A 26,513-nucleotide genomic window follows, 5' to 3' on the forward strand; every position below is an offset into this window, starting at 1 on the left:
GCCTATGCCGGGTTTTTTATTAGCTAAAACCCACGCAATATCGCGTAGCTATAACTGCGCTTCAGCTTCATCGGGATCATCTATCGCCCTCGCATCGTCTGGTGTGATAAGCGCGCGCCCTGGCAACGTTTTGCATGCAGGCCCGCCGCCAGGAGGGGCTGTAGTGGGATAACTCTCTTGCGGTGAGATATAAACCGGCGTAGTTGCCACGAAACCATCACTGAATGTGGCCTCGATAAAGGTCGCCTGCCAACCGATGGCCGGCGTGTTAAGTGCAACTTCAAGGGTATTATTAGGGGTCACCGCCAACGGAAATGCGGTGTATCTCACGTCGCACGCATAGCGGAAATCGCGAGCATCGGGGTTAGCTGCAGTCCATAGCAGCACTTTTTCTGGCGTCTCTGACAGACTAACCGTGATGGTCTGGACCTTATCTTTCATTGCTATGGTGGTATTCAACTGCGGTATCGGTGTGGCTTGCCGTAAGCGGTTAACAAAGGTGATCAACGACTGTTCACTAAATGCTTTAATACCGGAATGACTGGAATTAGGTGCAACCCGCAACGTTTTATCACCGGGTAATTTGTCATAATAAAAATCGGTATTATCGGGCACGTAGAAATCGTCACCACTGGCATTAATAATGTATTTCGCAATACTGAGCCGGGGTTGATACTCGCTCGCCAGATACTGTAGGGGATCCATAATCTGCATCAATTTGGCAAAGCCGGGGGTATTCAGTTTTTTATCAATCTCTTCCTGATAGTAGGGGGTGAAGGCAATAGGCCAGTTGCCGCCATAAGATTGATACATATGTTCCAATGCGGCGCGGGTATCCAGCAGATCAATCACAAAAGGCACAATAGCCTCCACACGAGAATCCGCAATTGCCGTCAGCCAACTGGTCCAGCCACGTTTGGATAAACCGGTGACAATAAAACTGTCTATGGCTTTTTCCGGCAAGGCTTGTTGCGCCATGGTCATCGCCTGAGAAATCGCCGCCACCATCGGGACATGTAGCGGTAAGGTTGAACGGGCTTCAGGGGCATCGATAAATAACGTCCAACTACGCGCAACACTATAATCCTCCTTACGTGGATTCCCATCTTGTTGATATTCAAGGTACTGATTGGGAATGGTGCTAATGGCAATTACCACCGTGTCTGTCGACCGGGCAATATTTTGCAATGTCTCGATAGCAAAGTCGCCAGGGCCAGAGGGGGGAATGGTTTCAGTACCATAGTTGATACCATTATTGATGACCACCAGCGCCTTGGTGGACGTGCTATTTTCGGGGATAAAGATCTCCACTTCATGCTGCCATGCAGCAGGGGAGACTAAGCTCTCCGGTGACCAATTCTGCGAGGTCAGTTGGTAACGACGCCACTCCAACCCCGGCAGATTTTCCTGACTGAGCAAATTATAGATAAGGGGTTCTGCGGCCAGCTTTTCTCTGTAACAAGACAGAACCTGAGTAAAATCAGTATCACTGCATTTTGCAGTTTCAACATCCACTTGTGCCAGACAACTGGCGGTAAACAGCAATGGTAACCCGCACATCAGGGCGGTTAAATAACGAGGCATAATCCCTATCCTTCTCTCTAATGTGTTTACGTTAAAACACTCCCAAGAGGATTAGATAACGGATCAGCGATTTAAAAAATCCGAATTTCACCTGTTTATGCCGCTTTTTATGTTATTACATTGACGAAATGTATACCTCAGCCTGGTTCAATTACCCCTATCTCTCGTTCATCGCTGTATATAAGAATTTTCTGCACTAAAAAGTGCCAATCAGCCATTAAATGCGCCATTTAAGTGCACCTTACCCGGCCAGAAATTACCTACAAAGAGTTAACGCTAAGTAATTACTCATATCATCAATGAAATGCAATTCTGGCATCCCATTTGCTAATACCAAACTGGCTACACGCCAACAGACAGCGACGGTGCATCACTGGTGCGCTACAAAATTAAAATAGGCTCGACTTTGCCTCACAGGACGCTTTCATGAAGAAAATAATGATTTCAACGCTGGTTGCTGCCGCCTCGTTAGTGGCATTAGCGGGTCAGGCCCACGCGGGCACTACTTTGGATGCGGTGAAGAAAAAAGGGTTTGTGCAATGTGGTATCAGTGATGGGCTGCCCGGCTTCTCCTATGCAGATGCCAGCGGCAAGTTCTCCGGCCTTGATGTCGATGTCTGCCGTGGCGTTGCTGCTGCCGTGTTTGGTGATGCAGAGAAAGTAAAATACACCCCGCTGACTGCAAAAGAGCGTTTTACTGCCCTGCAATCGGGTGAAGTAGATATTTTGTCGCGTAACACTACCTGGACTTCATCCCGTGATGCTGGCATGGGGATGTTATTTACCGGTGTGAACTACTATGACGGTATCGGCTTCCTGACCCACAATAAAGCGGGGCTAAAAAGTGCCAAGGAGCTGGACGGGGCAACAGTGTGTATTCAGGCCGGTACTGACACTGAGTTGAACGTCGCTGACTACTTTAAAGCCAATAAAATGCAATACACCCCAGTTACCTTCGACCGCTCTGATGAAAGTGCCAAGGCGCTGGATTCCGGCCGTTGCGACACATTGGCCTCTGACCAATCACAACTGTACGCACTGCGTATCAAGTTAGGTAAACCAGACGAGTTTATCGTATTACCGGAAGTTATCTCTAAAGAGCCGCTGGGGCCGGTAGTGCGCCGTGGCGATGAAGACTGGTTTGCCATTGTCCGCTGGACACTGTTTGCCATGTTAAATGCTGAAGAGATGGGTGTGACGTCGAAAAACGTCGAAGCACTAGCAGCAAAACCCACCACACCAGATATGGCACACCTGTTAGGTCAGGAAGGCAACTACGGTAAAGATCTAAAAGTACCTAACGATTGGGTAGTGAAAATCGTGAAACAAGTGGGTAACTACGGCGAAAGCTTCGACCGTAACGTCGGTTTGGGCAGTGAACTGAAAATAAAACGCGGCCAGAATGCGCTGTGGAACAATGGCGGTCTACAGTACGCACCTCCGGTTCGCTGATTACTGATTACCTCTCCGGCAGGCCTGCCCTGCCGGATGTATTATCCAGACCGAGGCCCACACTATGTCACAACGCCCAACCGTCAAAGGTGCCTTTTCGCTGACCAATCCAGCGGTACGCGCCTGGTTGTATCAAATTATCGCGCTATTGATACTGTTCGGATGCGGTGCCTACCTTTTCCATAACACCATTACCAACCTATCGACCCGGGGCATCACCTCCGGCTTTGCTTTCCTGAATAACAGCGCCGGTTTTGGTATTGTTCAACATCTTATCGACTATGAGCAAGGTGATACCTACGGCCGGGTATTTTTGGTCGGATTACTCAATACCTTGCTGGTATCAGTATTGTGTATTTTCTTTGCGTCGATCCTTGGGTTCTGCCTTGGGCTGGCGCGTTTATCTGATAACTGGCTGTTACGCAAACTGTCCACTATCTATATCGAGACATTTCGTAATATCCCACCCTTGCTGCAAATCTTCTTCTGGTATTTCGCGGTATTACGCAATCTACCGGGGCCACGACAGAGTCTGGATGCCTTCGGTGTGGCTTTTCTCAGCAACCGTGGCTTGTATCTGCCATCACCGGAGTTTGCTGCCGGTTTTATACCTGCCCTACTCGCTGTGCTACTGGCCGTTATTATCACTTTGGCGCTGTATCGCTATAACCATTTCCGTCAGTTACATACCGGTCAATTTCATCGCACCTGGCCTATTGGCTTACTACTCTTGATAGCCTTACCCGCAGTGGCCCATTTACTGTATGGCTCGGCGCTGCACTGGGATCTACCACAGTTACGCGGCTTTAACTTTAAAGGTGGCCTGGTTCTTATCCCTGAATTGGCGGCCTTGACCTTGGCACTGTCGGTTTATACCTCAACTTTTATTGCCGAGGTCATTCGTTCAGGCATTCAGTCCGTGCCCTATGGTCAGCATGAAGCAGCCCGTTCACTGGCGCTGCCCAACACCGTCACCTTGCGCCAGGTTATTCTGCCACAGGCGCTACGGGTCATCATTCCGCCGCTCACCAGCCAATACTTGAACATTGTCAAAAACTCCTCACTGGCGGCCGCTATCGGCTATCCAGATATGGTGTCGCTGTTTGCCGGCACAGTGCTGAACCAGACCGGTCAGGCGATAGAAACCATCGCCATTACCATGTCAGTCTATTTGGTTATCAGCCTATCCATTTCATTTTTAATGAATCTCTACAACCGGCGGATCGCGCTGGTAGAGCGCTAAGGGAAGCGAATGACGATGACATTAACCCGTGAACCACCCAGCACAGTACAGCCGGGCAACCCGTTAAGCCGGATGGTGTTTTGGGCGAAAAAGAATTTGTTTTCCAGTTGGACTAACAGCCTGCTGACGCTGCTGTGCCTATGGTTGATGTGGCAATTGATCCCGCCATTACTGAATTGGACGATTTTTAACGCCAACTGGCTAGGTACATCGCGCACTGATTGTACCCGTGAAGGTGCCTGCTGGGTGTTTATTCATGCGCGCTTTGGCCAATTTATGTATGGCCTTTATCCCATCGAGCAGCGCTGGCGCATCAACACCACCTTGCTCATCGGATTGTTGACGCTTATTCCATTATTCTGGCGCGCGATGCCACGCCGTGGTCGCTATCTGGCGGTGTGGATGGTGGCGTACCCACTGCTGGTGTGGTTGATGTTATATGGCGGTTTCCTCGGGTTAACCCGGGTTGAAACCCGCCAGTGGGGCGGTCTGACACTAACGCTGATCATTGCCGCAGTAGGTATTGCCGGTGCGCTACCGCTGGGGATTTTATTAGCACTGGCCCGCCGTTCGAGTATGCCAGTGGTGCGCATTCTGTCAGTGGTATTTATCGAGTTCTGGCGCGGGGTGCCGCTAATCACCGTGCTGTTTATGTCCTCGGTGATGCTGCCGCTGTTTATGACCGAAGGCACCAGCATCGACAAACTGATCCGTGCCTTGGTCGGGGTGGTGTTGTTCCAATCGGCCTATGTGGCAGAAGTGGTGCGCGGCGGGTTACAAGCCTTGCCCAGAGGCCAGACTGAAGCCGCCGAGTCATTGGGGCTGGGCTATTGGAAAACCCAAGGGCTGGTTATTTTGCCACAAGCCCTGAAAATGGTGATCCCCGGATTGGTAAACACCATTATCGCCCTGTTTAAAGATACCAGTCTGGTGATCATCATTGGTCTGTTTGATTTGTTCAGCAGCGTGCAGCAAGCCACCGTCGACCCTGCCTGGTTGGGGATGTCGACCGAAGGCTATGTTTTCGCCGCCGCTGTCTATTGGATTTTCTGTTTCAGCATGTCGCGCTACAGCCAGCATCTGGAAAAACGCTTTCACACCGGACGTTCCACACATTGAGGCCTAACATGAGCGACAATCAGCCAACTCCAGGCGATAAGATGATGATTACGCTGGAAAACGTCAATAAGTGGTACGGGCAGTTCCACGTATTGAAAGATATCAATTTACATGTGCGCCCCGGCGAACGCATCGTACTTTGCGGCCCTTCCGGCTCAGGTAAATCCACCACTATCCGCTGCATCAACCATCTGGAAGAGCATCAGCAGGGGAAAATCATGGTGGATGGCATCGAACTTAACGATGACTTGCGCAACATTGAACGGGTGCGTACCGAGGTCGGCATGGTGTTCCAACACTTCAATCTGTTCCCACACCTAACGGTAATGCAAAACTGCACGCTGGCACCAAGTTGGGTACGTAAAATGCCAAAGAAAGAGGCTGATGAATTGGCAATGCATTATCTGGAACGGGTGCGGATTGCAGAGCACGCCCATAAGTTCCCCGGCCAACTTTCCGGCGGCCAGCAGCAGCGGGTAGCAATCGCCCGTTCGCTGTGTATGAAACCCAAAATCATGCTATTTGATGAACCCACCTCGGCGCTGGACCCTGAGATGGTAAAAGAAGTGCTGGATACCATGATTAGCCTGGCAAATGAAGGTATGACCATGTTGTGTGTAACCCACGAGATGGGTTTTGCCCGTACCGTTGCCGATCGCGTTATTTTTATGGACCGTGGGGAGATAGTGGAACAAGCGCCACCTGCCGAATTCTTCTCTAACCCGAAATCAGAACGCACCCAGGCGTTCCTGGCGCAGGTTATTCACTAACTAATTCATTACGTTGGGTTTTACATTGTGTACTTGTGGGTGAGGGTGTCCTCACCCTTTTTTTGCCTTATCGCAAACAACTACCACAATAAATGACCAATCAGCGGTGCACCAATAACCGTAATAATACCGGCCAACATCATTACCAAACTGGATACTACGCCCTCTTGTTGCCCTATTTCGTAAGCTTTAGCGGTACCAGCCCCATGGGACGACGCTCCAAGACCTGCACCTTTTGCCAGCCCACTGCGTACCGAAAGGCGCAGGAACAGTAAATCCCCTACCGCCATACCGAATACGCCAGTAATCACCACAAACAGTGCCACTAAATCCGGCTGTCCACCCAATTGTTTAGCGGCTTCCAGTGCAAAAGGCGTTGTAATCGAACGCACCGCCAAACTACGTTGTACTTCTTCTGACAGGGTTAATAACTTTGCCAACCACACCGAACTGACGACCGCCACACTAACAGCAGTAATCACCCCGGCGGTGAGCGATAACCAGTGGCGGCGGATGATCGACAAATTCTCATAGACCGGTACGGCAAAAGCGATGGTCGCAGGCCCGAGTAGCCACAGTAGCCAATGGGTTTCACCAATATAATCCTGATAAGAGATATGGGTGACCACCAACAGTAACACCAGCACCAACGGGGTCAACAGCAGGGGCATCAGCAATAATGAGCGACGACGGCGATAAAGTTTTTTGTTAGCAAAATAGAGTGCCAGTGTCGCCAGAAAACAGGCGATGCTGATGATAAAATCATTCATGGCGGTTAGATTTGTGGCGTTGTAGCCACACCTCAAAACGGTACACGCGATCAACAACCAATCCGGTGGCGGCGAGTGTCAACGTGGTACTAACTGCAATAACGGCAAAAATCTTCCAACCATCCACCATAATCAACTGTGCATAATTGACGACTGCCACCACCGCCGGAACAAAAAACAGCAGCATTTCAGCCAGTAACCAACGTGAACCAGCCTGAACCCAACGCACTGGTAAAATACGTAACATTATCATTGCCAACAGCAGTAGCATGCCGACGATGTTAGCCGGTAATGGCAGATGGAATAGGCTAACCAACTGATCGGAGATTAAAAACAATCCGGCGTACAGCGCCACTTGAACCGGCACCTGCAAACGCATCAAAACAGACGGCGCGAAACTACGTAACGCCAACAACATGGAGAACTCCGGCAACAAATTTTGACAGTGCTCAGTATAGGCCGCCGCTCATCTTGCAAAAAATGAATTAAAATCATCATAATCATGCCTAAGTGGCATACTGTGCTATCTCACCTAAGCCTTGTTTACAGACAGGACAACTGATGGATATTCGGACACTGCGGTATTTTATCGAAGTGGTGCGCCAACAGAGCTTTACCCGTGCGGCAGAGAAGCTTTTTGTCACTCAGCCCACCATGAGTAAGATGCTGCGTAATCTGGAGAACGAGCTTGAATGCACGTTGTTGATTCGTGAGGGTCGCCGCTTGCATTTGACGGATAGCGGTCAGGCTGTTTATCAGCGCGGTCTGGCAATTCTAGACCAGTTCCAACAACTGGAAGCAGAGTTGGAAGACATCGGTTCGTTAAAAAAGGGCAAGTTGCGTTTAGGTATTCCGCCCATGGTTGGCACGCAAATGGCAGTGCTTATCAGCGAATTTCGCCAAAATTACCCCGGCGTTGAGTTACAAATTGCAGAATTTGGCGGTTTAACGGTTCAACAGGCTGTGTTGTCGGGCGAACTGGATCTGGCTCTGACCGCCTTGCCAGCCGATGAAGATTTACCGCTGACCACACTGCCATTGTTCAGTCACCCTCTCTGTGTAGTGGTACCCCGGACTGCATTCTGGCTTAATCGTACCACGGTCAGTATTCCTGAACTGGCGGACCAATCGATCCTGATTTATAACGAGGATTTCGCACTCTACCGTCAATTAATGGATGCTTTCACTACTGGCGGGTTTATCCCCAAAATTGCCGTTCGCAGCGGCCAATGGGATTTTCTGGCGGCAATGGTGCAGGCCAATATCGGTATTGCTATCTTGCCGGAACCGATCTGTCAGCGGCTGGATAAAAAAGCACTCTTATGGTTACCGTTGGAGCCACTGATGCCGTGGCAACTTGGCTTGATTTGGCGGCAAGGGAGCTACCTTTCTCATAGCGCGCAAGCATGGATAGCCCGCTGCCGTGAATTTTGGCCGCAAAGTTGATTACGCTAGATAAACCGGCCACCGAACGGCAGCCGGATTAAAAAGTATTAACCCTCTTTTTCGATCAGTAACGCTTCCAGCAAATCCAAATCGTGTAGCAGTTTTTGTAGGGTTTCATTGCTGATTTTCTGCGTCGCACGCAGGTGATACAGCTCCCCGCGCTCGGCCCGTAGTGCGGTTAAACGAAAACGCCGCTCCAGATTTTCAACCAGCAAGGTATTCTCAATTTCATCCTTACTGCCGGTACGCCGCCGCAATGTCCCGATAACCCGCGAACTGATCTCTTTCAGCAACTCCGGGTCAATATTCTCCTCGCTGCTGGCAGCCAACCGCTCTTCCATCTTATTCAGGCTAACAATTGCCACCTCGGCTGTCGCCGCCCGGGCGAAGCGCACTTCTTCACGGCTGGCACTTTTATCTGCCATCACCACACCGCGTAGTAATGGCGGCAAGGCAATTACCCCAACAATAACCGATAGCAGAATCACGCCAGTGGCGATAAACACCAATTGGTAACGGGATGGGAAGGCCGAACCGTCGCTAAGGAATAACGGAATAGAGAGAACACCCGCAAGAGTAATCGCTCCCCGTACACCCGCGAACGACGCCACCCACAGCTCGCGGGTGGTGTAATTGCCAAACTCCAGTGGCCGTTTGGTCAGGATGCGTTTACTGATTTTTCTCATCGACCACAGCCAGCTAAAGCGCAGTACCAGCAATGCGCCATAAATGATGGCAACATCTGCGAATAGATTCCAGGTTTGAATGGTTGGGTCCAGTTCAGCCTGTACGATTGATGTTTCCAGAATCCCCGGTAATTGCAGCCCCAAGAGGATGAACACCATGCCGTTAAACACAAATTCCAGCATCGACCACACGCTGTCAGCACGTAACCGCATCGTCAATGGCGCATTACGGATAACACCGGACTGACTGATGGTCATCCCTGCCGCCACGGCAGCCAAAATGCCGGAGACACCAATATGCTCGGCAATCAGATAAGAGGCGAACGGCAACAGCAGCAGTAAGACGATTTGTGTTGCCGGATCATCACCACTCCAGCGGCTCATTAGGCGCAGTGACTTACTGTATAGCCAGGTCACCGCCACACCGGCCAGCAGCCCCCCAATCGCCACTTTCAGGAACTCAAGCGTGGCACCGGACACGGTAAAGACCATCGTCCCCATCGCAACCGCAATGGCAAATTTTAGCGCTACCAGACCAGAGGCATCATTCATCAACGCCTCCCCTTCCAATACGCCCATAATCGATTTAGGTATGCGCCCTTTCCCCACAATACCGGATAACGCCACGGCATCGGTTGGCGACAATACCGCAGCCAGTGCAAAAGCGGCCACCAGCGGAATACCCGGCACCATCCAGTAAATCAAATAGCCGATACCCACAACGGTGACCAGCACCAATGCCAGTGCCAGACCAAATATCTCCCGCCCATGGTGAATAAACTCCCTTGTCGGTGTTTTCCAACCATCGGCAAAGAGCAGCGGCGGAATAAACAGCACCAGGAATAATTCCGGGTCAAAATCGACATGCAAACCAAAGTGGGGAAAGGCCAACAAGGCACCACAGACAATCTGCATCAGAGGAAGGGGGATTTGAAACGGCAACATCCGGGTGACAACGCCGGAAAGCGATACCACCAGAATCAGGATGAGGATTGTAAAAAAGATTTCCATGCTTTCCTTAGACTCAACTCAACACAACTCAATATAAGATTTAACCTCACCCGCCCGTAAACAGGGCCGGAGTTTAGCTTTTGATAGTAGATCACTTTTTTGTAAAACGGGGAAAAAACCTGTAACGGATGGCAGGAAAAAACAAAGAAAATAGGGTTATTAAAAACCGCAGCGGCATCGAGGACAACACCACCCCGATGCCAGCAAAAACTCATCGCTTAGATTGCCCAGCCACCCGCATAGAATGCCACCAACGCGATGGCGATAATCACGGTACCCACATTCAGTTTACGCCATTCGCCGGAACAGATACGGCCAATGACCAGCGAGCTGAAGCCCAACATAATACCGGTGACGATATTACAGGTCAGCACGATAAACACGGCACAAAGCAGGCCAGACATCGCATCAACAAAGTCTTCGAAATCCAGTTTGGATACGTTGCTCAACATCAGCAAACCTACATACATCAGAGCCGGAGCCGTCGCATAAGCCGGAACCAAATAGGACAGTGGTGAGAGGAACAGAATCAGCAGGAACAAAATACCCACTACGGTGGCGGTCAAACCAGTTTTACCGCCTGCGGCAGTACCAGCAGCAGATTCGATATAAACCGCAGCAGGCGCAGCGCCCACCAAACCAGCAAAGATGCTGCTGACGGAGTCAGATGTCAGGGCTTTACCACCGCTGATGATCTGGCCGTCTTTATCCAGCAAATTAGCCTGACCCGCTACCGCGCGGATAGTCCCGGTGGCATCAAATACGGCGGTCATCACCAATGCCAACACACTTGGCAGCACCACAGGTTTCAATGCGCCCATAATATCAAGGCTGAAAATCAATGAGTTACCGTTAGCATCCGCCAGACTTGGCATCGCAAACAGCCCTTGATAGGTCACACCCGGATCAAAAATCAGGCCGATAACCGAGATGGCGATAATCACCAGCAAAATGCCACCTGGCACCCGCAGTTTTTCCAGACCGAAAATCACCGCCAGCCCGAGTAAGGTCATCATGACCGGGAAAGAGGTAAATGCACCCAGTGCAACCGGTAAACCTTCAATCGGGTTTTTGATAACCAGGCCGACACCGTTTGCTGCAATCAGTAACAGGAACAAGCCGATACCGATACCGGTACCATGTGCCACGCCCATCGGCAAATTACGCAATATCCACGAGCGAATCCCAGTCACAGAGATAATAGTAAACAGTACCCCCATCAGGAATACCGCGCCCAATGCCACAGGAATACTGATGTGTTGCCCCAGCACCAAGCTGAATGCCGTAAACGCTGTCAGTGATATGGCGCAACCAATCGCCATCGGTAAGTTTGCCCACAACCCCATCAACAAAGAACCAAGGCCTGCAACCAGACAGGTTGCGACAAACACCGCCGTTGGTGGGAAACCTGCTTTGCCGAGCATACTTGGCACAACAATTACCGAGTAGACCATGGCAAGAAAGGTTGTCAGACCGGCCAACACTTCCTGGCGTACATTACTGCCACGTTCACTAAGCTTGAAAAATGCATCAAGCGAACCTTTTGGCTTTACTGCCCGGTTCGTTTGAGGATTGGTGCTAGACATGGTTATGTCCCCTGTGTGTCATTTTAAAGTAGTCAGCAAGTCAGGCGCTCTTCCCTACGTAATCGTTTCCGTTTTTGCCGATTAACTCGGCAACGCCTCCAACATCTTCATGGTGGAGAAAATAGCAAACGATTAGCTGGAAGCACGCATGACTGAAAAAAAATCGAAGGAAAGAATCCCCCCGCAATAAGCGTATTGGAAGGCAAACGATTATCTAGCTATTGGCAGCGACTAATCAACACCAGATAGCGACATTTATTGCATTTTTTTACATTAATTTGTCGGGGAGCATTAATCTGGCGTAAAACAAAAGTGTGAGTAGCCTCACACTCGTTTGCTTCGCGTGGCAACGACACCGAACAGCCGGTTATCAGCTTTCCAGTTTGTAGGCACCCCCCTTCTCAATCGCTTGTTGGTAAGCTGGGCGCTGATGAATGCGCACTAAGAAATCTTGCAGTTTCGGGAACCCCTCAAGACCACCACGGGTGTTGATTGCCTCGATAGGAAAACTCATCTGAATATCTGCCGCGCTGAAATCACTGCCAGCAAACCACTGATTATTCGTCAAATGCTGTTCCAGATAATCGCGGTGAGTCGCTATTTGCTTATTCAGATAACTTTTTTGCACGCCATCACCCAGTGCTTTGGCAACTGGGCGAATAATCCACGGTACAGGCGGCCCACCCAATCGGCTAAAGATAAGTTTCATCACCAGCAATGGCATCAATGAACCTTCTGCATAATGCATCCAGTAACGGAACTGCTGACGATCATAGTGACCGGTGGGTTTAAATAACCCTTGGGCATCATAGGTTTCCTGTAAATACTCAATAATGGCACCCGATTCTGCCAAAGTGAGATCACCGTCAGTAATCACCGGTGATTTTCCTAATGGATGGATCTTTTTTAACTCTGGCGGTGCCAGAAGGCTGCCCGGATCGCGCTGATAGCGCTTCAATTCATAGGGAACTTGCAGTTCCTCCAACATCCACAAAATACGCTGTGAACGTGAATTATTCAGATGGTGAACCGTGACCATGACCAAGCTCCATATGTATAGGTGACCGGGAAAGTTACAACTGCACAATAAATTATTATAGTCGAGTGTCCAATAGCGCTTCATTATTCTAATATTATCGTAAAAAACAGCCTTTAGGCTGTAATGACAAATAACACCTTGAAGGCTGTATTTAGTGTTTACAACCTACAGTGTGTATTTGTATTTTACAACCCATAAGTTGTATTGCGAAATTACAGCTTATATGCTGTATTATGCTATAACGCACAATTCGCTGCTAAGGGGTCTTGATGGACTATCCCATTAAAATTTTGAGTCAATTACGCCCTACCTTGATTGGCTTTCGTAAGCAGAAAGGGCTAACTCAGGCCAGCCTGGCACAACTGTTAGGTATCACCCAGCAATCCTATGCAAAATTGGAGGCAGATCCTGCATCGGCCAGTATTGAACGGCTTTTTAAAGTATTACAACTTTTAGACGTAGAACTCATCCTCAGTGAGAAAAAAAACGTCAGGCTGTATTCAAGTAAAACCCACCAGCCAGAAGAAAGTCAGACGCTAAATTTGCCGTCAAAACAAGAGGATTGGTAATATGACTCGCCGCATTCAACGGCTCAATATCTGGATGAACGGTCAGTATGTTGGCTATTGGGAAAAAACCCGAGGCGAAGAATCACTGGTTTATGCTCAAGAATGGATAGAGAACGCGCAAGGCCGCCCACTGTCATTGTCATTACCTTTTACTGCAAATAATCAGGTTTATAGAGGCAATATTGTCCGGGACTATTTTGATAACTTATTACCCGATAGCGATGATATCCGGCGGCGTCTGGCAACCAGATATCACGCTGACAGCATCAACCCTTTCGATCTACTCTTTGAATTAGGGAGAGATTGTGTCGGCGCAATACAATTGCTGGCAAATGATACCCCCCTGCCGATCTATTCTCAATTCAACAACAGCCACTAACTGAGCACGATGTGGCTCGTATCCTACGAAACTCATGGTCTGACAATACATTTGTGCGCCCTGAACACAATGAAGATCTCAGATTATCTATCGCGGGGGCACAAGAAAAAACAGCGCTGTTGTTTCACGATGACCGGTGGTGTCTCCCGTTGGGCAGCACTCCCACAACCCATATTTTCAAACTTCCTTTGGGCTTGGTCGGCAATATGCAAGCTGATATGAGGACTTCTGTTGAAAACGAATGGCTGTGTGCAAAAATTCTGGCAAGTTATAACTTGCCAGTTGCCCGTAGTGAAATTGGCCAGTTTGAAGATCAAAAAGCCCTGATTGTTGAACGTTTTGACCGGCGGTTATCCCGTGACAATCGTTGGATTGTCAGATTACCGCAGGAAGATATGTGTCAGGCCTCCGGGACTTCACCCTTGAAAAAATACCAAATGGATGGCGGCCCTGGTATTACAACTATCATGGGGATTTTAAGTGGTTCGGATAATGCCAGTGAAGACAGAAACCTCTTCTTTAAAACACAGATTATTTTCTGGTTACTGGCAGCAACCGATGGGCATGCAAAAAATTTCAGCATTGCTCATCTCCCCAGAAATAGTTACCACCTCACGCCACTTTATAATGTGCTATCGACCCATCCGATTATCGGCTCAAGTCATAATCAAATTGCGATACAAAAAGCCAAGTTAGCGATGGCCGTTCGAGGGAGTGAAAATCACTATTTAATTAACCAGATACAGCGGCGCCATTGGCGAAAACAGGCCGAGCTTGTTGGGCTAGGAGCGTATCTTGCTGATAGTATTATTGATGAAGTTATTACCGCAACCCCGAGGGTAATAGCACAAATACAAGCCCAGCTTCCCGCTAATTTTCCAACTGATTTAGCAGAAAGTATCCTCACAGGTCTTCATCGACAGTGTGATAAAATAGCGGCAATGCCTTGAATGCTTAAATTATATTTACCCTAAATAATTCGAGTGGCAGGAAAGCGGCAAGCGAGAGACAATTGGTTGTAAACCAGTTGAACAGTGCTTGCGCTGGCACGTAGGGTGAGCCTCTGATGAGGATCATAATCCCGATGAGCTTACTTATTTTTTTTTAAGGTCAAGACCAGTAAGTGATTCGGGTAATTGAACACAGCCAACGCACATACAGCGTCAAGTATGGCGGGTATCAGCAACAAAAAGCCCCGCCAAGGCAGGGCTTTATTTTCCTAATCAGCACTGTTGTGCTTAAAAAACAGCGTAATCAGAACGGGATATCGTCATCGAAATCCATTGGTGGCTCATTGCCGCCTTGTGGTTGTGCTGCTGGTGCAGACTGGGCCGGACGCGAAGTCTGACCGCCGCTGAACTGGCTACCACCTTGTGGTTGCTGAGGTTGACCCCAACCGCCTTGCGCACCGCCGTCTTGTTGCGCACCACCACCAGCCGGAGCACCGCCGCCCTGACGGCCACCCAGCATTTGCATGGTGCCGCCCACATTAACCACAACTTCAGTGGTGTATTTCTCAACACCGGCCTGATCTGTCCACTTACGGGTCTGTAGAGCGCCTTCAATATAGACCTGAGAGCCTTTACGCAGGTATTCACCCGCCACTTCGGCCAATTTGCCGAATAACACTACACGGTGCCATTCCGTTTTTTCTTTCTGCTCGCCGGTGGCTTTATCACGCCAGCTTTCGGAAGTGGCCAGGGTGATATTGGCAACAGCTCCGCCGTTTGGCATGTAGCGGACTTCCGGGTCTTGGCCCAAATTCCCGACCAAAATCACTTTGTTTACGCCTCTGCTGGCCATGTGAACTCTCCTGATGAAGTAAATTTTGTACAGTATAAACGAGTAAGTTTAACACGCTAACCGCTAAACGGCACAGTAGATCATAACTGCGAAATGCGTTGCAGTTTTATCATGACATCTGCCTTAATTGCACTCGGATACTGGATATCCATTCAGGCTTTTTTGTGTCATAATTATTCGTTTCGTACTGGCTGTGTCCTTTTTTGACGTTGCAAAATGCGTCTATACATTACTCAAAGTAATTGGAGTTGCAGGTAGGCGGCAAGCGAGCGAGTCCCTATGAGCTTACAGCCAGTAAGTGATTAGGGTAAGTGAACGCAGCCAACAACCCTGCGGCTTCAAGTACGAAGAGTAAAAAAGGGCACGGGAGAGGCTCAGTTTACATCCGGGAAGTGTTTGAATGGATAATATAGAAGTTCGGGGCGCTCGCACCCATAATCTTAAGAATATCAACCTGATTATCCCGCGTGACAAACTGATCGTGGTCACCGGTCTATCGGGTTCAGGCAAATCCTCACTGGCTTTTGATACCTTGTATGCCGAGGGGCAACGCCGTTATGTTGAGTCTCTCTCCGCCTATGCGCGTCAATTTCTATCACTGATGGAAAAACCGGATGTTGACCATATTGAAGGTCTGTCGCCGGCAATCTCTATTGAGCAAAAATCAACCTCGCATAACCCGCGTTCGACTGTGGGTACCATCACTGAAATCCATGACTATCTGCGTTTGCTGTTCGCCCGTGTTGGTGAACCACGCTGTCCAGATCACGATGTTACGCTAGCAGCACAAACAGTCAGTCAGATGGTGGATAACGTCATCAGCCAGCCGGAAGGCCGCCGCTTGATGTTACTGGCCCCGGTGGTAAAAGATCGCAAAGGCGAGCATACCAAAACACTGGAAGGTCTGGCTATGCAGGGCTATATCCGGGCGCGGATCGATGGCGAGGTGTGCGATCTGTCTGATCCGCCAAAATTAGAACTGCAAAAAAAACATACCATTGAAGTGGTGGTCGATCGCTTCAAAGTGCGTGAAGATCTGGCTCAGCGTCTGGCTGAGTCATTTGAAACAGCACTGGAGCTTTCTGGTGGTACTGCCGTCGTTGCCGATATGGATGACCCACACGCTGAAGAGCTGTTGTTCTCCGCCAACTTTGCCTGCCCGATTTGCGGCTACAGTATGAGTGAGTTGGAACCACGCCTGTTCTCCTTTAACAACCCAGCGGGGGCCTGCCCAACTTGTGACGGCTTAGGGGTACAACAGTTCTTTGATCCAGACCGTGTATTACAGAATCCAGAGCTATCGCTGGCGGGTGGTGCCATCCGTGGTTGGGATCGCCGCAACTTCTATTACTTCCAGATGCTGCGCTCACTGGCAGATCATTATAAGTTTGATATCGAAGCACCATTTAACTCACTCGATAGCGCGATACAGCAAGCCGTTTTATACGGTTCTGGCAAAGATACCATTGAATTCAAATACATTAACGATCGGGGTGATACCACCGTTCGCCGCCACCCATTTGAAGGGGTGCTGCACAATATGGAACGTCGCTATAAAGAGACGGAATCCAGTGCGGTACGTGAGGAACTGGCCAAATTTATCAGCAATCGCTCCTGTGCTTCATGCCACGGCACTCGCTTGCGCCGCGAAGCGCGTTATGTGTTTGTCGAAAACACCACTCTGCCTGAGATTTCTGAACTGAGCATCGGCCATGCGCTGACCTTCTTCCAAAACATGAAACTGAGTGGTCAGCGGGCGCAAATTGCCGAGAAAGTGCTGAAAGAGATTGGCGATCGGCTGAAGTTCCTGGTTAACGTCGGGCTGAATTATCTGTCGCTATCCCGCTCAGCGGAAACGCTGTCTGGTGGTGAAGCGCAGCGTATCCGTTTAGCAAGCCAGATTGGTGCCGGTTTGGTGGGTGTCATGTATGTACTGGATGAACCGTCCATCGGCTTGCACCAACGTGATAATGAACGGCTGCTGGAAACACTGATTCATCTGCGCAATCTGGGTAACACAGTGATTGTGGTGGAACATGATGAAGACGCTATCCGCGCTGCCGACCATGTGATTGATATTGGCCCCGGAGCGGGTGTGCATGGTGGTGAGGTGGTGGCCGAAGGGACTGTTGAGGACATCATGGCTGAACCGAAGTCACTGACTGGTCAGTTCCTCAGCGGCAAACGAGAAATCACCATACCGGCACAACGCGTACCGGGTGACCCAACCAAAGTGTTAAAACTGATTGGTGCCAGCGGCAATAACTTGAAAGATGTCACACTGACACTGCCGGTCGGGTTGTTTAGTTGTATTACCGGGGTTTCTGGTTCAGGTAAATCGACGCTGATCAACGATACCTTATATTGCATCGCCCAGCGCCAGTTGAACGGCGCGACCAGCAACGAGCCTGCGCCATTCCGTGAAATTCAAGGCTTGGAGCATTTCGATAAAGTCATCGATATTGACCAAAGCCCGATTGGGCGGACGCCGCGCTCTAACCCGGCGACTTATACCGGTATCTTTACCCCCATCCGCGAGCTATTTGCCGGTGTACCAGAATCACGCACCCGTGGTTATACGCCAGGCCGCTTCAGCTTTAACGTCAAAGGGGGCCGTTGTGAGGCCTGTCAGGGCGACGGTGTAATTAAAGTCGAAATGCACTTCCTGCCCGATATCTATGTGCCATGCGACCAGTGTAAAGGTAAGCGTTATAACCGTGAAACACTGGAAGTAAAATACAAAGGTAAAAGTATCCACGAAGTGCTGGCGATGACTATCGAAGAGGCTCGCGAGTTCTTTGATGCGGTTCCGGCACTGGCGCGTAAGCTGCAAACACTGATGGATGTGGGCCTGTCCTATATCTGTCTGGGGCAATCTGCGACTACGTTGTCCGGTGGTGAAGCGCAACGGGTGAAACTGTCGCGTGAATTATCAAAACGCGGCACCGGTCAGACGCTCTATATTCTGGACGAACCCACTACCGGTCTGCATTTTGCTGATATTCAGCAACTGCTGGCGGTGTTGCATCAATTGCGCGATCAGGGCAATACCATTGTAGTCATTGAGCACAATCTGGATGTGATTAAGACGGCTGATTGGATTGTCGACCTGGGGCCGGAAGGCGGCAGTGGCGGTGGCGAGATTCTGGTCTCCGGCACGCCAGAGACAGTTGCAGAATGTGCCGCGTCACATACGGCTCGCTTCCTCAAGCCAATGCTGCAACGTAAGTAAAGCATCAAATAATCTATCAAGCTCCAAAGTCATTGGAGTTGCAGGTTGGCAAACAGCAACCTCACATTGCGAGGCCCAAGGATGGGCCAGGTAATGAACGTAGCTAATAGTCCTGCGATTTCAAGTAGTAAAGGGGAATCAAACAGCCAGTTCCTGCCGTCGATGCTCTGGTAACCCCTGCAATACCAATTGATAAGAGCGGTCAATTAACGAGTAAAACTGTGAATTCGGTAATTGCCCATCCAGAAACACTGTGTTCCAGTGCGCTTTATTCAAGTGTTCACTCGGCACGATCTCCGGATGTTGCTCGCGCAGACTCTCCGCCAGCTCAGGGCTGGTTTTTACCGAAATAGAGGGCCGCCCACCAATTTCCCCCACCATCGCAAACATCACATCAGCTACTTTAATCTGATTGGCCTGCCATTCCTCATGATCACTCTGTTCAGCTCCCGGTTTAGACATGCAGTATTCCAATAATGCTGAATTATTCATTGGGTTATCTCCTGTAATGGGCCTGCACCGTCTGGCGAAAGGCCTCATAGGTATTCATTCCATCGGATACAGCAACATGCTGAAGTATTAGCTTGCGCCTATGACAGAAGATTTACTGTGAGCGATGAATGATCATTTGGCATGGGTCTGCCACCTTACTTAGTATATTCTTTAATCGATTTACAGCCATTGGCGGAGGGCTAACCAGACAGGTTATGTGGATAAGTAACGGAAAGATGGTGGAAAAAATAAAGCAAAAAGGCGATATTTCTATCGCCTTAAACAGTTTAGCGCCTTAAACAGTTCGGCACCTTTAAAAGTTCGTCGTCTCAGATAACGCGGATCTCTAATTACTGTACTGCCGCAAACGCAGCAGCTACCCGCTGAACATTGCTGTGGTTGACACCTGCCATACACATCCTGCCACTGGCAATCAGATATACGCCAAACTCGTCACGCAGACGATCCACTTGGGCAGCACTAAAACCGGTATAGCTGAACATGCCACGCTGGTGCAGTAAGTAGTCAAAATTACGATTGGGTAGCGCTGCCTTTAAGGCTTTCACCAACGTGCTGCGCATTTCAATAATACGCAGACGCATCTGTTCCACTTCAGCCTGCCACTGCGCCCGTAATTCGCCGTCATGCAGTACTTTTGACACAACCTGTGCGCCAAAGTTTGGCGGGCTGGAATAGTTACGGCGCACCGTGGCTTTCAGTTGCCCCAATACGCGACCAGCGGCTTCTTCACTTTCACATACCACAGAAAGGCCACCGACCCGTTCGTTATACAGAGAGAAGATTTTAGAGAAGGAGTTACTGACCAGACAAGGCAACTCCGCTGCCGCCATGGCTCGAATCGCATAAGCATCTTCATTCAACCCAGCACCAAAGCCCTGATAGGCAATATCCAGGAACGGGATCAGATCCCTGTCTTTAGCCACGCCAATAACCTGATCCCACTGCGCATTCGTCAGATCAGATCCGGTTGGGTTATGGCAGCAAGGATGGAGCAACACAATGCTTCTGGCCGGTAACTGCTGCAACGTTGCCAGCATTTGATCGAATTTTACGCCCAGCTTGTCATTATCAAAGTACGGGTAGGTATTCACCTTAAAACCTGCGCCACTGAAGATAGCAACATGGTTTTCCCACGTAGGGTCACTGACCCACACCTGAGAGTCAGGGAAATAGGAATGAAGGAAATCAGCACCCACTTTCAATGCACCGGAACCACCGACAGTTTGGATAGTCGCCACCCGTTGCTGAGCCAGCATAGGGTGATCGCTGCCAAATAGTAGCTGCTGAATAGCAGTACGATAAGATTGCAAACCTTCCATCGGCAAGTAAACCGGTGTCCCATGTGGCTGAGCATTCATTTGGGTTTCAGCGGTATCCACTGCCTGCATTTGCGGGATTTCACCCTGCTCATTGTAATAAAGCCCAATGCTCAAATTCACTTTATGTGCTCGGTCGTCGGCTTTAAAACTTTCCATCAGTGAAAGGATGGGGTCACCTGCATAGGCGTCAACATTCTGGAACACGGCGCTGCTCTCCTGGATTGAATAATCACTGTTTATACCCTTTGCAGCTTACCTTATTCTCCCAGATATTCCATCGCTACACGGGAGGTCAGCTTAGTGATCAATTCATAGGCACTGATACCGGTGTAAGCCGCGATTTTCTCAACCGGTAAATCGGCTCCCCACAACAGCACTTCATCACCGACTTTGTCGCTGCTATTTGGCCCAAGATCAACTGAAATCATGTCCATTGATACCCGCCCGACAATGCATACTTCGCGACCATTGACCCACATCGGCGTACCCGATGGTGCGCTGCGCGGATAACCGTCACCGTAACCAATCGCCACGACACCCAAGCGCGTATCATGCTCACTAACCCAAGTACCGCCATAGCCCACTGGCTCACCGGCTTTATGTTCACGTACAGCAATCAGGCTGGATTTTAATGCCATCGCTGGCAGTAGATCAAAATGACTGGCATAAGGTTCATCCATCGGCGAAACGCCATACAGTATGATACCGGGGCGAACCCAATCACGATGCGCTTGCGGCCACAGCAAAATACCGCCAGAGGCAGCAATAGACTGTTTACCCGGTTTGCCAATAGCAAAGGCGTCAAAGCAAGCAAGTTGCTGATGGGTGGTCTCCACTTCAGGCTCGTCGGCACGGCTGAAGTGGCTCATAATATTGACGGGCTGAATAACGTTGCGGCAAGCACATAGGCGCTGGTAGAAAGCGTCGGCCTGCTCAGGGCGCACACCTAAACGGTGCATACCGGTATCGAGTTTCATCCAAACATTGATCGGTGCCGGGAGATCCGCCGCTTCCAGCGCTTCTAATTGCTCAATACTGTGTACTGCGGTTTCAATCCGGTTAGCCACCAGAATAGGCAAATCCTCTGCGGCAAAAAACCCTTCCAGCAGCAGAATAGGTTTTACGATCCCGCCGGAACGTAGCATCAGAGCTTCACCGATGCGCGCGACGCCGTAGCAATCGGCATCCTGCAAAGTATGCGCTGTTTCTAATAACCCGTGGCCATAAGCGTTTGCTTTCACAACAGCAATCAGGCGGCTTTGTGGCGCCATGCGCCGTACCTGTTGCAAGTTATGTCGCAGAGCGCGGCGGTCGATTACTGCTGTTGCCGCTTTCATTTCTTATCCTTAATAATTAATAGATGTTATGCCCAGAGTCATTGGAGTTGCAGCAAGGCAGCAAGCGAGAGGTGCCGCATGGGTCACCGCCGCTAACAACCCTGTAGCTTCAAGGACGAAGGGGAAACTATTCGTCGTCGTACTGCGGACCGGCATAGTTATCAAAGCGCGACCATTGGCCGTTAAATTTCAGCCGGACAGATCCGATCGGGCCATTACGTTGTTTACCCAAAATGATCTGCGCGATCCCTTTCTCATCACTGTTCTCGTGATAAACCTCGTCACGATAGATAAACATGATTAAGTCCGCATCTTGTTCGATAGAGCCTGATTCACGTAAGTCGGAGTTAACTGGCCGTTTATCGGCGCGTTGCTCCAAACTACGGTTAAGCTGTGATAACGCCACGACCGGGACTTGCAACTCTTTCGCCAGTGCTTTGAGTGAGCGCGAAATCTCGGCGATTTCCAACGTTCGGTTATCTGAAAGAGATGGCACCCGCATCAATTGCAGGTAGTCGATCATAATCAGGCTCAAACCACCATGTTCGCGGAAAATACGCCGCGCGCGGGAGCGCACTTCTGTCGGTGTCAGACCAGATGAGTCATCAATGTACATATTGCGCTTTTCCATCAATATGCCCATGGTGCTGGAAATACGCGCCCAATCTTCATCATCGAGCTGACCGGTACGAATACGGGTCTGGTCAACATGTGACAGGGATGCCAGCATACGCATCATGATCTGATCGCCGGGCATCTCCAAACTGAAGATCAATACCGGTTTTTCCTGCATCATCGCAGCGTTTTCACACAAGTTCATCGCAAAAGTGGTTTTACCCATTGATGGACGCGCAGCGACAATGATCAAATCTGATTTCTGCAATCCGGCGGTTTTTTTATCAAGGTCGGTAAAGCCGGTTGAAACACCGGTCACCCCATCATGGGGCCGCTGATAGAGCTGCTCAATTCGCGCGACCGTGGCTTCGAGGATCTGATCGACACTTTTCGGCCCTTCATCTTTACTGGCGCGGCTTTCAGCTATCTGAAACACTTTTGATTCAGCCAGATCCAGCAGATCTTCACTGCTACGCCCTTGGGGATCATAACCGGCGTCAGCTATCTCGTTGGCTACCGAGATCATTTCACGTACTACCGCACGTTCGCGTACGATATCAGCATAGGCACCAATATTCGCCGCACTTGGCGTATTTTTCGATAACTCTGCCAGATAGGCAAATCCCCCCACCGAATCCAGATCGCCTTTTTGCTCTAGCGACTCAGACAAGGTGATCAAGTCGATCGGTTTGCTGTTTTCCAGCAAACGCTGCATTTCAGTAAAGATTCGGCGATGCGGGCGGCTGAAGAAGTCATTGCTGGCAACGCGTTCTGACACGTTATCCCAGCGTTCATTATCCAGCATCAAACCGCCCAACACGGACTGCTCTGCCTCCAGCGAATGAGGCGGGAGTTTCAGCCCTTCCATCTGGCGGTCTCGTGGCTCTGTCATATTGTTGGTTGGTTTTTTTGCGGCCATGAAGAGTGTTCTTTACCTTTGTTGCGATAGGAAAATATCGAATAGAAAATATAACGGCCTAGTATATACACAAAGTAATTGGAGTTGCAGGTAGACCGCAAATGAATGGAGCTGATGAGTTCAGAAAGTTCGGTGATGAGGAAAAAAAATGCCGCTCACACTGCTGCATCGCCTGATTCTAAGAGGTAATAATATTCCCTATTACATATCGGTATTAGCCAGATCTTGGCACTCCGTGCAGAACCCTGTAGGGTGAAAATATACCTATCTATAGGAGCTACCATGGCAAAGCATATCCAATTCAGTACCACTGGCGGGCCGGAAGTGTTGCAGTACCTTGATTTCACCCCTTCTGACCCTGCGGCAAATGAGGTTCAGGTAGAAAACAAGGCAATCGGTATTAACTATATCGATACTTATATTCGCAGTGGGCTTTATTCACCATCACAGTTTCCCAGTGGATTGGGAACAGAGGCTGCGGGAATTGTCACCAAAGTGGGTTCATCGGTTAACACAATAAACGTCGGTGACCGGGTGGTGTATGCCCAATCAGCTCTCGGGGCTTACAGCGAAGTGCATAATGTTGCGGCAGAGAAGATTGCCATACTTCCTGACAACATCTCTTTCGAGCAGGCCGCAGCATCATTCCTCAAAGGACTGACCGTCCACTATCTGTTGCGCCAAACCCACGAGATAAAACCGGGTGAGGTATTCCTGTTCCATGCAGCGGCAGGGGGAGTAGGGCTAATTGCATGCCAGTGGGCGCAAGCGCTTGGTGCTAAGCTTATCGGCAGTGTTGGTTCTGATGAAAAGGCCAAATTAGCAAAAGCTGCTGGTGCCTGGGCCACGATTAACTATCGTACAGAAAATATTGCCGAGCGGGTGGCAGAGCTGACTAATGGCGAAAAAGTGGGTGTGGTGTATGACTCCGTCGGGAAAAGTACCTGGCTGGACTCGCTTAATAGCCTTAAGCGTAGAGGCTTGATGGTGAGTTTCGGTAATGCCTCCGGCCCAGTGACTGGAGTAGATCTTGCCATCCTGAACCAAAAAGGCGGGCTATATGTTACTCGCCCCTCTCTAAACACTTATGTCACCAATCGGCAAGAGTTAGAAAGTGCCAGCCACGAACTGTTTTCACTGATTGCTAGCGGAGCAATTAATGTCGATGTGGCAAAGGCACAGCAATTCCCGTTGCGTGATGCTCACCGTGCCCATCAAATTTTAGAAAGCCGCCAGACCACAGGATCCAGCTTACTGATACCGTAAGTTGTCTGGCCATTCCTCAGTAATATTGTTGAAAAAACAAAGGGCTCCGATTAGGGAGCCCTTCTTTACAACGCTTTCTTTGATGCACATGTAGGGGCACAGCAGCGTATTCTGTCAGAGCTAACTGCCGTTTATACGGCTATTTTTACCTCTGGCAGGGATGAAAATGTGATACCAAATCGTATCGGTTAGCATCCTAGCAAGCACGCTCGAGAAAAAATACGTTTTCCCTCGGATTCGCCCCACTAATCTTTCAGGCTGTGATCGCTGCCGCAAGAAAGTAAAATTTTAGTAACGCCTGACTATCGGTTTCTGCATCGAACGCCATATCCAGACCGCCACCACCGCCAGAATCAACCAAGGCAACAGCTTAATCATCATGACGAATAAGCCGCCCAACATCATAAAAGCGGCAGCCACCAGTAATGCAGCGAAGATCCCTAGCAGGGAAATACCGGTTACCATCAGCATGATAAAAAAGCCGATAACAAAGAGAATTTCAAACATGGCTGACTCCTTAATAATTGTGTGTGTCCCACAACCACATCATTAAATATAACGAACAAATCGGGGATTTTATAAGAAGTATTACAAGAAGCATGCCAACTTTAATGCATCAGCTAATACATTGAATTTACTTATTAAGTAATATAAATGCCTACCAGAAAAACAGATAGGCATGGTCGATTTGACTAACTTATAGCTATTTTATTATACCCAAAGTAATTGGCATCGCAGGTAGGCAGCAAGTGAACGCATCCCGAATCATTTACTCAAGTAAGTGATTCGGGTAAGTAAACGTAGCTAACAACCCTGCGACTTCAAGGACGAAGGGTATAAGGCTGAGTGACCAGCGCTAAGGCTTGCTCTACTACGGCAACACCGGCACCGGGCTTATGGGCATTTTCACTTAGATGGCGACGCCATTGACGCGCACCAGGGATCCCCTGAAAGATACCAAGAATATGCCGGGTGATGTGGCCCAGATAAGCACCGCGAGACAACTCCTGTTCGATATAAGGATAAAGTGCTTCAATCGCCTTAACGCTATCGACTACAGGGGCATTCGCATCAAACAGTTCTCGATCGACTTGGGTCAAAATGCTTGGATTTTGGTAGGCTTCGCGGCCCATCATCACCCCATCAAGATGTTTAAGATGCTCTTTGGCTTCAGCCAGCGTTTTCACACCACCGTTAATGGCAATAGTCAGTGTTGGGAAATCACGCTTGAGCTGATAAACCCGCTCATAATCCAGCGGTGGCACTTCACGGTTCTCTTTCGGACTAAGCCCTGAGAGCCAGGCTTTACGAGCATGAATGGTAAAGATATCGCATTCACCACGGTCTGCCACCGTTTGCACAAACTCGCACAAGAACTCATAGTTATCCAGTTGGTCAATGCCGATACGAGTTTTAACGGTGACAGGAATAGAAACCACATCACGCATAGCTTTAATGCAGTCAGCGACCAGTTCAGCCTCACCCATCAGGCAAGCGCCGAAACGACCATTTTGCACCCGATCAGATGGGCAACCCACATTCAGGTTTATTTCATTGTAGCCGCGTTGTTCAGCCAATTTGGCACAATGTGCCAGTGCTTGCGGGTCACTGCCCCCAAGCTGCAGTGCCACCGGATGATCCTGTTCGCTATAAGCCAGATAGTCAGCTTTGCCATGAATAATGGCACCGGTGGTGACCATCTCGGTATATAACAAGGTCTGCTTGGTTAACAAACGATGAAAATAGCGACAATGACGATCAGTCCAGTCGAGCATCGGCGCGACGGAAAAACGTTGCAGGGGGTAGTGTGGCTTAGTGGCCGGGGTGCTGGAAAAAGTCTGGGCTGCGTGCATTT

The 26,513-nt window shown here is 49.6% G+C and carries 21 protein-coding genes and 1 pseudogene; 9 read left to right on the forward strand and 13 right to left on the reverse strand.

Annotated elements, in window-relative coordinates:
* Positions 1-48 precede the first annotated feature (48 nt).
* Entirely contained in the window at positions 49-1,584 is a 1,536-nt protein-coding gene (locus A6J67_RS01275; RefSeq protein WP_050089912.1) for a PhoPQ-activated pathogenicity-related family protein, read from the reverse strand.
* A 426-nt stretch (positions 1,585-2,010) separates the two neighbouring features.
* Between A6J67_RS01275 and A6J67_RS01280 the strand changes: the two genes are divergently transcribed.
* The 4 genes from A6J67_RS01280 to A6J67_RS01295 all read left to right on the forward strand — a co-directional run bounded on the left by A6J67_RS01280 (position 2,011) and on the right by A6J67_RS01295 (position 6,168).
* Positions 2,011-3,036 (forward strand): amino acid ABC transporter substrate-binding protein, encoded by a 1,026-nt coding sequence (locus A6J67_RS01280; protein WP_005191430.1) that lies wholly within the window; start codon positions 2,011-2,013, stop codon positions 3,034-3,036.
* A 64-nt stretch (positions 3,037-3,100) separates the two neighbouring features.
* Positions 3,101-4,279 (forward strand): amino acid ABC transporter permease, encoded by a 1,179-nt coding sequence (locus tag A6J67_RS01285; protein ID WP_050296873.1) that lies wholly within the window; start codon positions 3,101-3,103, stop codon positions 4,277-4,279.
* Between the two features lie 15 nt (positions 4,280-4,294).
* Complete coding sequence (locus A6J67_RS01290; RefSeq protein WP_032907682.1) at positions 4,295-5,398, forward strand: amino acid ABC transporter permease; 1,104 nt, start codon at positions 4,295-4,297, stop codon at positions 5,396-5,398.
* 8 nt (positions 5,399-5,406) lie between these two features.
* Positions 5,407-6,168 carry an amino acid ABC transporter ATP-binding protein gene (locus tag A6J67_RS01295; RefSeq protein ID WP_042568985.1) on the forward strand — a complete coding sequence of 254 codons (762 nt, stop codon included), beginning with the start codon at positions 5,407-5,409 and terminating at the stop codon, positions 6,166-6,168.
* Positions 6,169-6,248: 80 nt separating this feature from the next.
* Here A6J67_RS01295 and A6J67_RS01300 read toward each other — a convergent pair whose 3' ends face one another.
* Both A6J67_RS01300 and A6J67_RS01305 read right to left on the reverse strand, forming a co-directional pair.
* Positions 6,249-6,938 carry an LrgB family protein gene (locus tag A6J67_RS01300; RefSeq protein ID WP_042568984.1) on the reverse strand — a complete coding sequence of 230 codons (690 nt, stop codon included), beginning with the start codon at positions 6,936-6,938 and terminating at the stop codon, positions 6,249-6,251.
* Positions 6,931-7,356: a CidA/LrgA family protein gene (locus A6J67_RS01305; protein ID WP_080608023.1), complete on the reverse strand. Its 426-nt coding sequence runs from the start codon at positions 7,354-7,356 to the stop codon at positions 6,931-6,933. The genes A6J67_RS01300 and A6J67_RS01305 overlap by 8 nt, the downstream gene beginning before the upstream one ends.
* 143 nt (positions 7,357-7,499) lie before the next feature.
* Between A6J67_RS01305 and A6J67_RS01310 the strand changes: the two genes are divergently transcribed.
* Complete coding sequence (locus A6J67_RS01310; RefSeq protein ID WP_050073810.1) at positions 7,500-8,384, forward strand: LysR family transcriptional regulator; 885 nt, start codon at positions 7,500-7,502, stop codon at positions 8,382-8,384.
* A gap of 47 nt (positions 8,385-8,431) precedes the next feature.
* Here the strand turns inward: A6J67_RS01310 and A6J67_RS01315 are convergent, their stop codons facing one another.
* The 3 genes from A6J67_RS01315 to A6J67_RS01325 all read right to left on the reverse strand — a co-directional run bounded on the left by A6J67_RS01315 (position 8,432) and on the right by A6J67_RS01325 (position 12,706).
* Positions 8,432-10,081 (reverse strand): Na+/H+ antiporter, encoded by a 1,650-nt coding sequence (locus tag A6J67_RS01315; RefSeq protein ID WP_005191446.1) that lies wholly within the window; start codon positions 10,079-10,081, stop codon positions 8,432-8,434.
* A gap of 218 nt (positions 10,082-10,299) precedes the next feature.
* Complete coding sequence (locus A6J67_RS01320; protein WP_005191447.1) at positions 10,300-11,667, reverse strand: NCS2 family permease; 1,368 nt, start codon at positions 11,665-11,667, stop codon at positions 10,300-10,302.
* 370 nt (positions 11,668-12,037) lie between these two features.
* Positions 12,038-12,706 (reverse strand): glutathione S-transferase family protein, encoded by a 669-nt coding sequence (locus A6J67_RS01325; protein WP_005191448.1) that lies wholly within the window; start codon positions 12,704-12,706, stop codon positions 12,038-12,040.
* Between the two features lie 269 nt (positions 12,707-12,975).
* Between A6J67_RS01325 and A6J67_RS01330 the strand changes: the two genes are divergently transcribed.
* Both A6J67_RS01330 and A6J67_RS01335 read left to right on the forward strand, forming a co-directional pair.
* The gene (locus A6J67_RS01330) at positions 12,976-13,275 is read left to right on the forward strand and encodes a helix-turn-helix transcriptional regulator (RefSeq protein ID WP_005191449.1); all 300 of its coding nucleotides are present in this window, start codon (positions 12,976-12,978) and stop codon (positions 13,273-13,275) included.
* 1 nt (position 13,276) lies between these two features.
* Positions 13,277-14,604: pseudogene (locus A6J67_RS01335) on the forward strand (type II toxin-antitoxin system HipA family toxin).
* A 304-nt stretch (positions 14,605-14,908) separates the two neighbouring features.
* On the opposite strand, the gene ssb1 reads toward A6J67_RS01335, so the two are convergent.
* Positions 14,909-15,457 carry a single-stranded DNA-binding protein SSB1 gene (gene ssb1 / locus A6J67_RS01340; RefSeq protein WP_005191456.1) on the reverse strand — a complete coding sequence of 183 codons (549 nt, stop codon included), beginning with the start codon at positions 15,455-15,457 and terminating at the stop codon, positions 14,909-14,911.
* A gap of 400 nt (positions 15,458-15,857) precedes the next feature.
* Here ssb1 and uvrA point away from each other — a divergent pair, with 400 nt between their 5' ends.
* Complete coding sequence (gene uvrA, locus A6J67_RS01345; RefSeq protein ID WP_005191457.1) at positions 15,858-18,689, forward strand: excinuclease ABC subunit UvrA; 2,832 nt, start codon at positions 15,858-15,860, stop codon at positions 18,687-18,689.
* Positions 18,690-18,827: 138 nt separating this feature from the next.
* On the opposite strand, the gene A6J67_RS01350 is transcribed toward uvrA, so the two are convergent.
* The 4 genes from A6J67_RS01350 to dnaB form a co-directional block, all read right to left on the reverse strand.
* Positions 18,828-19,181, reverse strand: coding sequence for an MmcQ/YjbR family DNA-binding protein (locus tag A6J67_RS01350; protein ID WP_032907677.1), 354 nt, complete (start codon positions 19,179-19,181; stop codon positions 18,828-18,830).
* A gap of 350 nt (positions 19,182-19,531) precedes the next feature.
* Positions 19,532-20,725 (reverse strand): amino acid aminotransferase, encoded by a 1,194-nt coding sequence (locus A6J67_RS01355; RefSeq protein ID WP_042568981.1) that lies wholly within the window; start codon positions 20,723-20,725, stop codon positions 19,532-19,534.
* Positions 20,726-20,778: 53 nt separating this feature from the next.
* Positions 20,779-21,858 (reverse strand): alanine racemase, encoded by a 1,080-nt coding sequence (alr, locus tag A6J67_RS01360; protein WP_005191461.1) that lies wholly within the window; start codon positions 21,856-21,858, stop codon positions 20,779-20,781.
* A 127-nt stretch (positions 21,859-21,985) separates the two neighbouring features.
* Positions 21,986-23,392, reverse strand: a complete 1,407-nt coding sequence (dnaB, locus tag A6J67_RS01365; RefSeq protein ID WP_005191462.1) for a replicative DNA helicase — start codon at positions 23,390-23,392, stop codon at positions 21,986-21,988.
* A 282-nt stretch (positions 23,393-23,674) separates the two neighbouring features.
* On the opposite strand from dnaB, the gene A6J67_RS01370 reads away from it, so the two are divergent.
* Positions 23,675-24,658, forward strand: a complete 984-nt coding sequence (locus A6J67_RS01370; RefSeq protein ID WP_005191463.1) for a quinone oxidoreductase — start codon at positions 23,675-23,677, stop codon at positions 24,656-24,658.
* Positions 24,659-24,946: 288 nt separating this feature from the next.
* Here the strand turns inward: A6J67_RS01370 and pspG are convergent, their stop codons facing one another.
* Positions 24,947-25,165, reverse strand: coding sequence for an envelope stress response protein PspG (gene pspG, locus A6J67_RS01375; RefSeq protein ID WP_005191465.1), 219 nt, complete (start codon positions 25,163-25,165; stop codon positions 24,947-24,949).
* Positions 25,166-25,479: 314 nt separating this feature from the next.
* Positions 25,480-26,511, reverse strand: coding sequence for a tRNA dihydrouridine(20/20a) synthase DusA (gene dusA / locus A6J67_RS01380; protein WP_050296872.1), 1,032 nt, complete (start codon positions 26,509-26,511; stop codon positions 25,480-25,482).
* Positions 26,512-26,513 lie beyond the last annotated feature (2 nt).

This window comes from Yersinia sp. FDAARGOS_228, from assembly GCF_002073315.2.
Lineage (GTDB): Bacteria > Pseudomonadota > Gammaproteobacteria > Enterobacterales > Enterobacteriaceae > Yersinia > Yersinia intermedia.

What these genes read in the sequence shown, in the direction of transcription:
- A6J67_RS01295 (WP_042568985.1), top strand. Translation starts at nt 5,407, where the DNA reads ATGAGCGACAATCAGCCAACTCCAGGCGATAAGATGATGATTACGCTG.
- uvrA (WP_005191457.1), top strand. Translation starts at nt 15,858, where the DNA reads ATGGATAATATAGAAGTTCGGGGCGCTCGCACCCATAATCTTAAGAAT.
- dusA (WP_050296872.1), bottom strand. Translation starts at nt 26,511, where the DNA reads ATGCACGCAGCCCAGACTTTTTCCAGCACCCCGGCCACTAAGCCACAC.
- A6J67_RS01305 (WP_080608023.1), bottom strand. Translation starts at nt 7,356, where the DNA reads ATGTTGTTGGCGTTACGTAGTTTCGCGCCGTCTGTTTTGATGCGTTTG.
- A6J67_RS01300 (WP_042568984.1), bottom strand. Translation starts at nt 6,938, where the DNA reads ATGAATGATTTTATCATCAGCATCGCCTGTTTTCTGGCGACACTGGCA.
- A6J67_RS01285 (WP_050296873.1), top strand. Translation starts at nt 3,101, where the DNA reads ATGTCACAACGCCCAACCGTCAAAGGTGCCTTTTCGCTGACCAATCCA.
- ssb1 (WP_005191456.1), bottom strand. Translation starts at nt 15,457, where the DNA reads ATGGCCAGCAGAGGCGTAAACAAAGTGATTTTGGTCGGGAATTTGGGC.
- A6J67_RS01275 (WP_050089912.1), bottom strand. Translation starts at nt 1,584, where the DNA reads ATGCCTCGTTATTTAACCGCCCTGATGTGCGGGTTACCATTGCTGTTT.
- A6J67_RS01290 (WP_032907682.1), top strand. Translation starts at nt 4,295, where the DNA reads ATGACATTAACCCGTGAACCACCCAGCACAGTACAGCCGGGCAACCCG.
- dnaB (WP_005191462.1), bottom strand. Translation starts at nt 23,392, where the DNA reads ATGGCCGCAAAAAAACCAACCAACAATATGACAGAGCCACGAGACCGC.
- alr (WP_005191461.1), bottom strand. Translation starts at nt 21,858, where the DNA reads ATGAAAGCGGCAACAGCAGTAATCGACCGCCGCGCTCTGCGACATAAC.
- A6J67_RS01330 (WP_005191449.1), top strand. Translation starts at nt 12,976, where the DNA reads ATGGACTATCCCATTAAAATTTTGAGTCAATTACGCCCTACCTTGATT.
- A6J67_RS01325 (WP_005191448.1), bottom strand. Translation starts at nt 12,706, where the DNA reads ATGGTCACGGTTCACCATCTGAATAATTCACGTTCACAGCGTATTTTG.
- A6J67_RS01315 (WP_005191446.1), bottom strand. Translation starts at nt 10,081, where the DNA reads ATGGAAATCTTTTTTACAATCCTCATCCTGATTCTGGTGGTATCGCTT.
- A6J67_RS01280 (WP_005191430.1), top strand. Translation starts at nt 2,011, where the DNA reads ATGAAGAAAATAATGATTTCAACGCTGGTTGCTGCCGCCTCGTTAGTG.
- A6J67_RS01310 (WP_050073810.1), top strand. Translation starts at nt 7,500, where the DNA reads ATGGATATTCGGACACTGCGGTATTTTATCGAAGTGGTGCGCCAACAG.
- A6J67_RS01370 (WP_005191463.1), top strand. Translation starts at nt 23,675, where the DNA reads ATGGCAAAGCATATCCAATTCAGTACCACTGGCGGGCCGGAAGTGTTG.
- pspG (WP_005191465.1), bottom strand. Translation starts at nt 25,165, where the DNA reads ATGTTTGAAATTCTCTTTGTTATCGGCTTTTTTATCATGCTGATGGTA.
- A6J67_RS01350 (WP_032907677.1), bottom strand. Translation starts at nt 19,181, where the DNA reads ATGAATAATTCAGCATTATTGGAATACTGCATGTCTAAACCGGGAGCT.
- A6J67_RS01320 (WP_005191447.1), bottom strand. Translation starts at nt 11,667, where the DNA reads ATGTCTAGCACCAATCCTCAAACGAACCGGGCAGTAAAGCCAAAAGGT.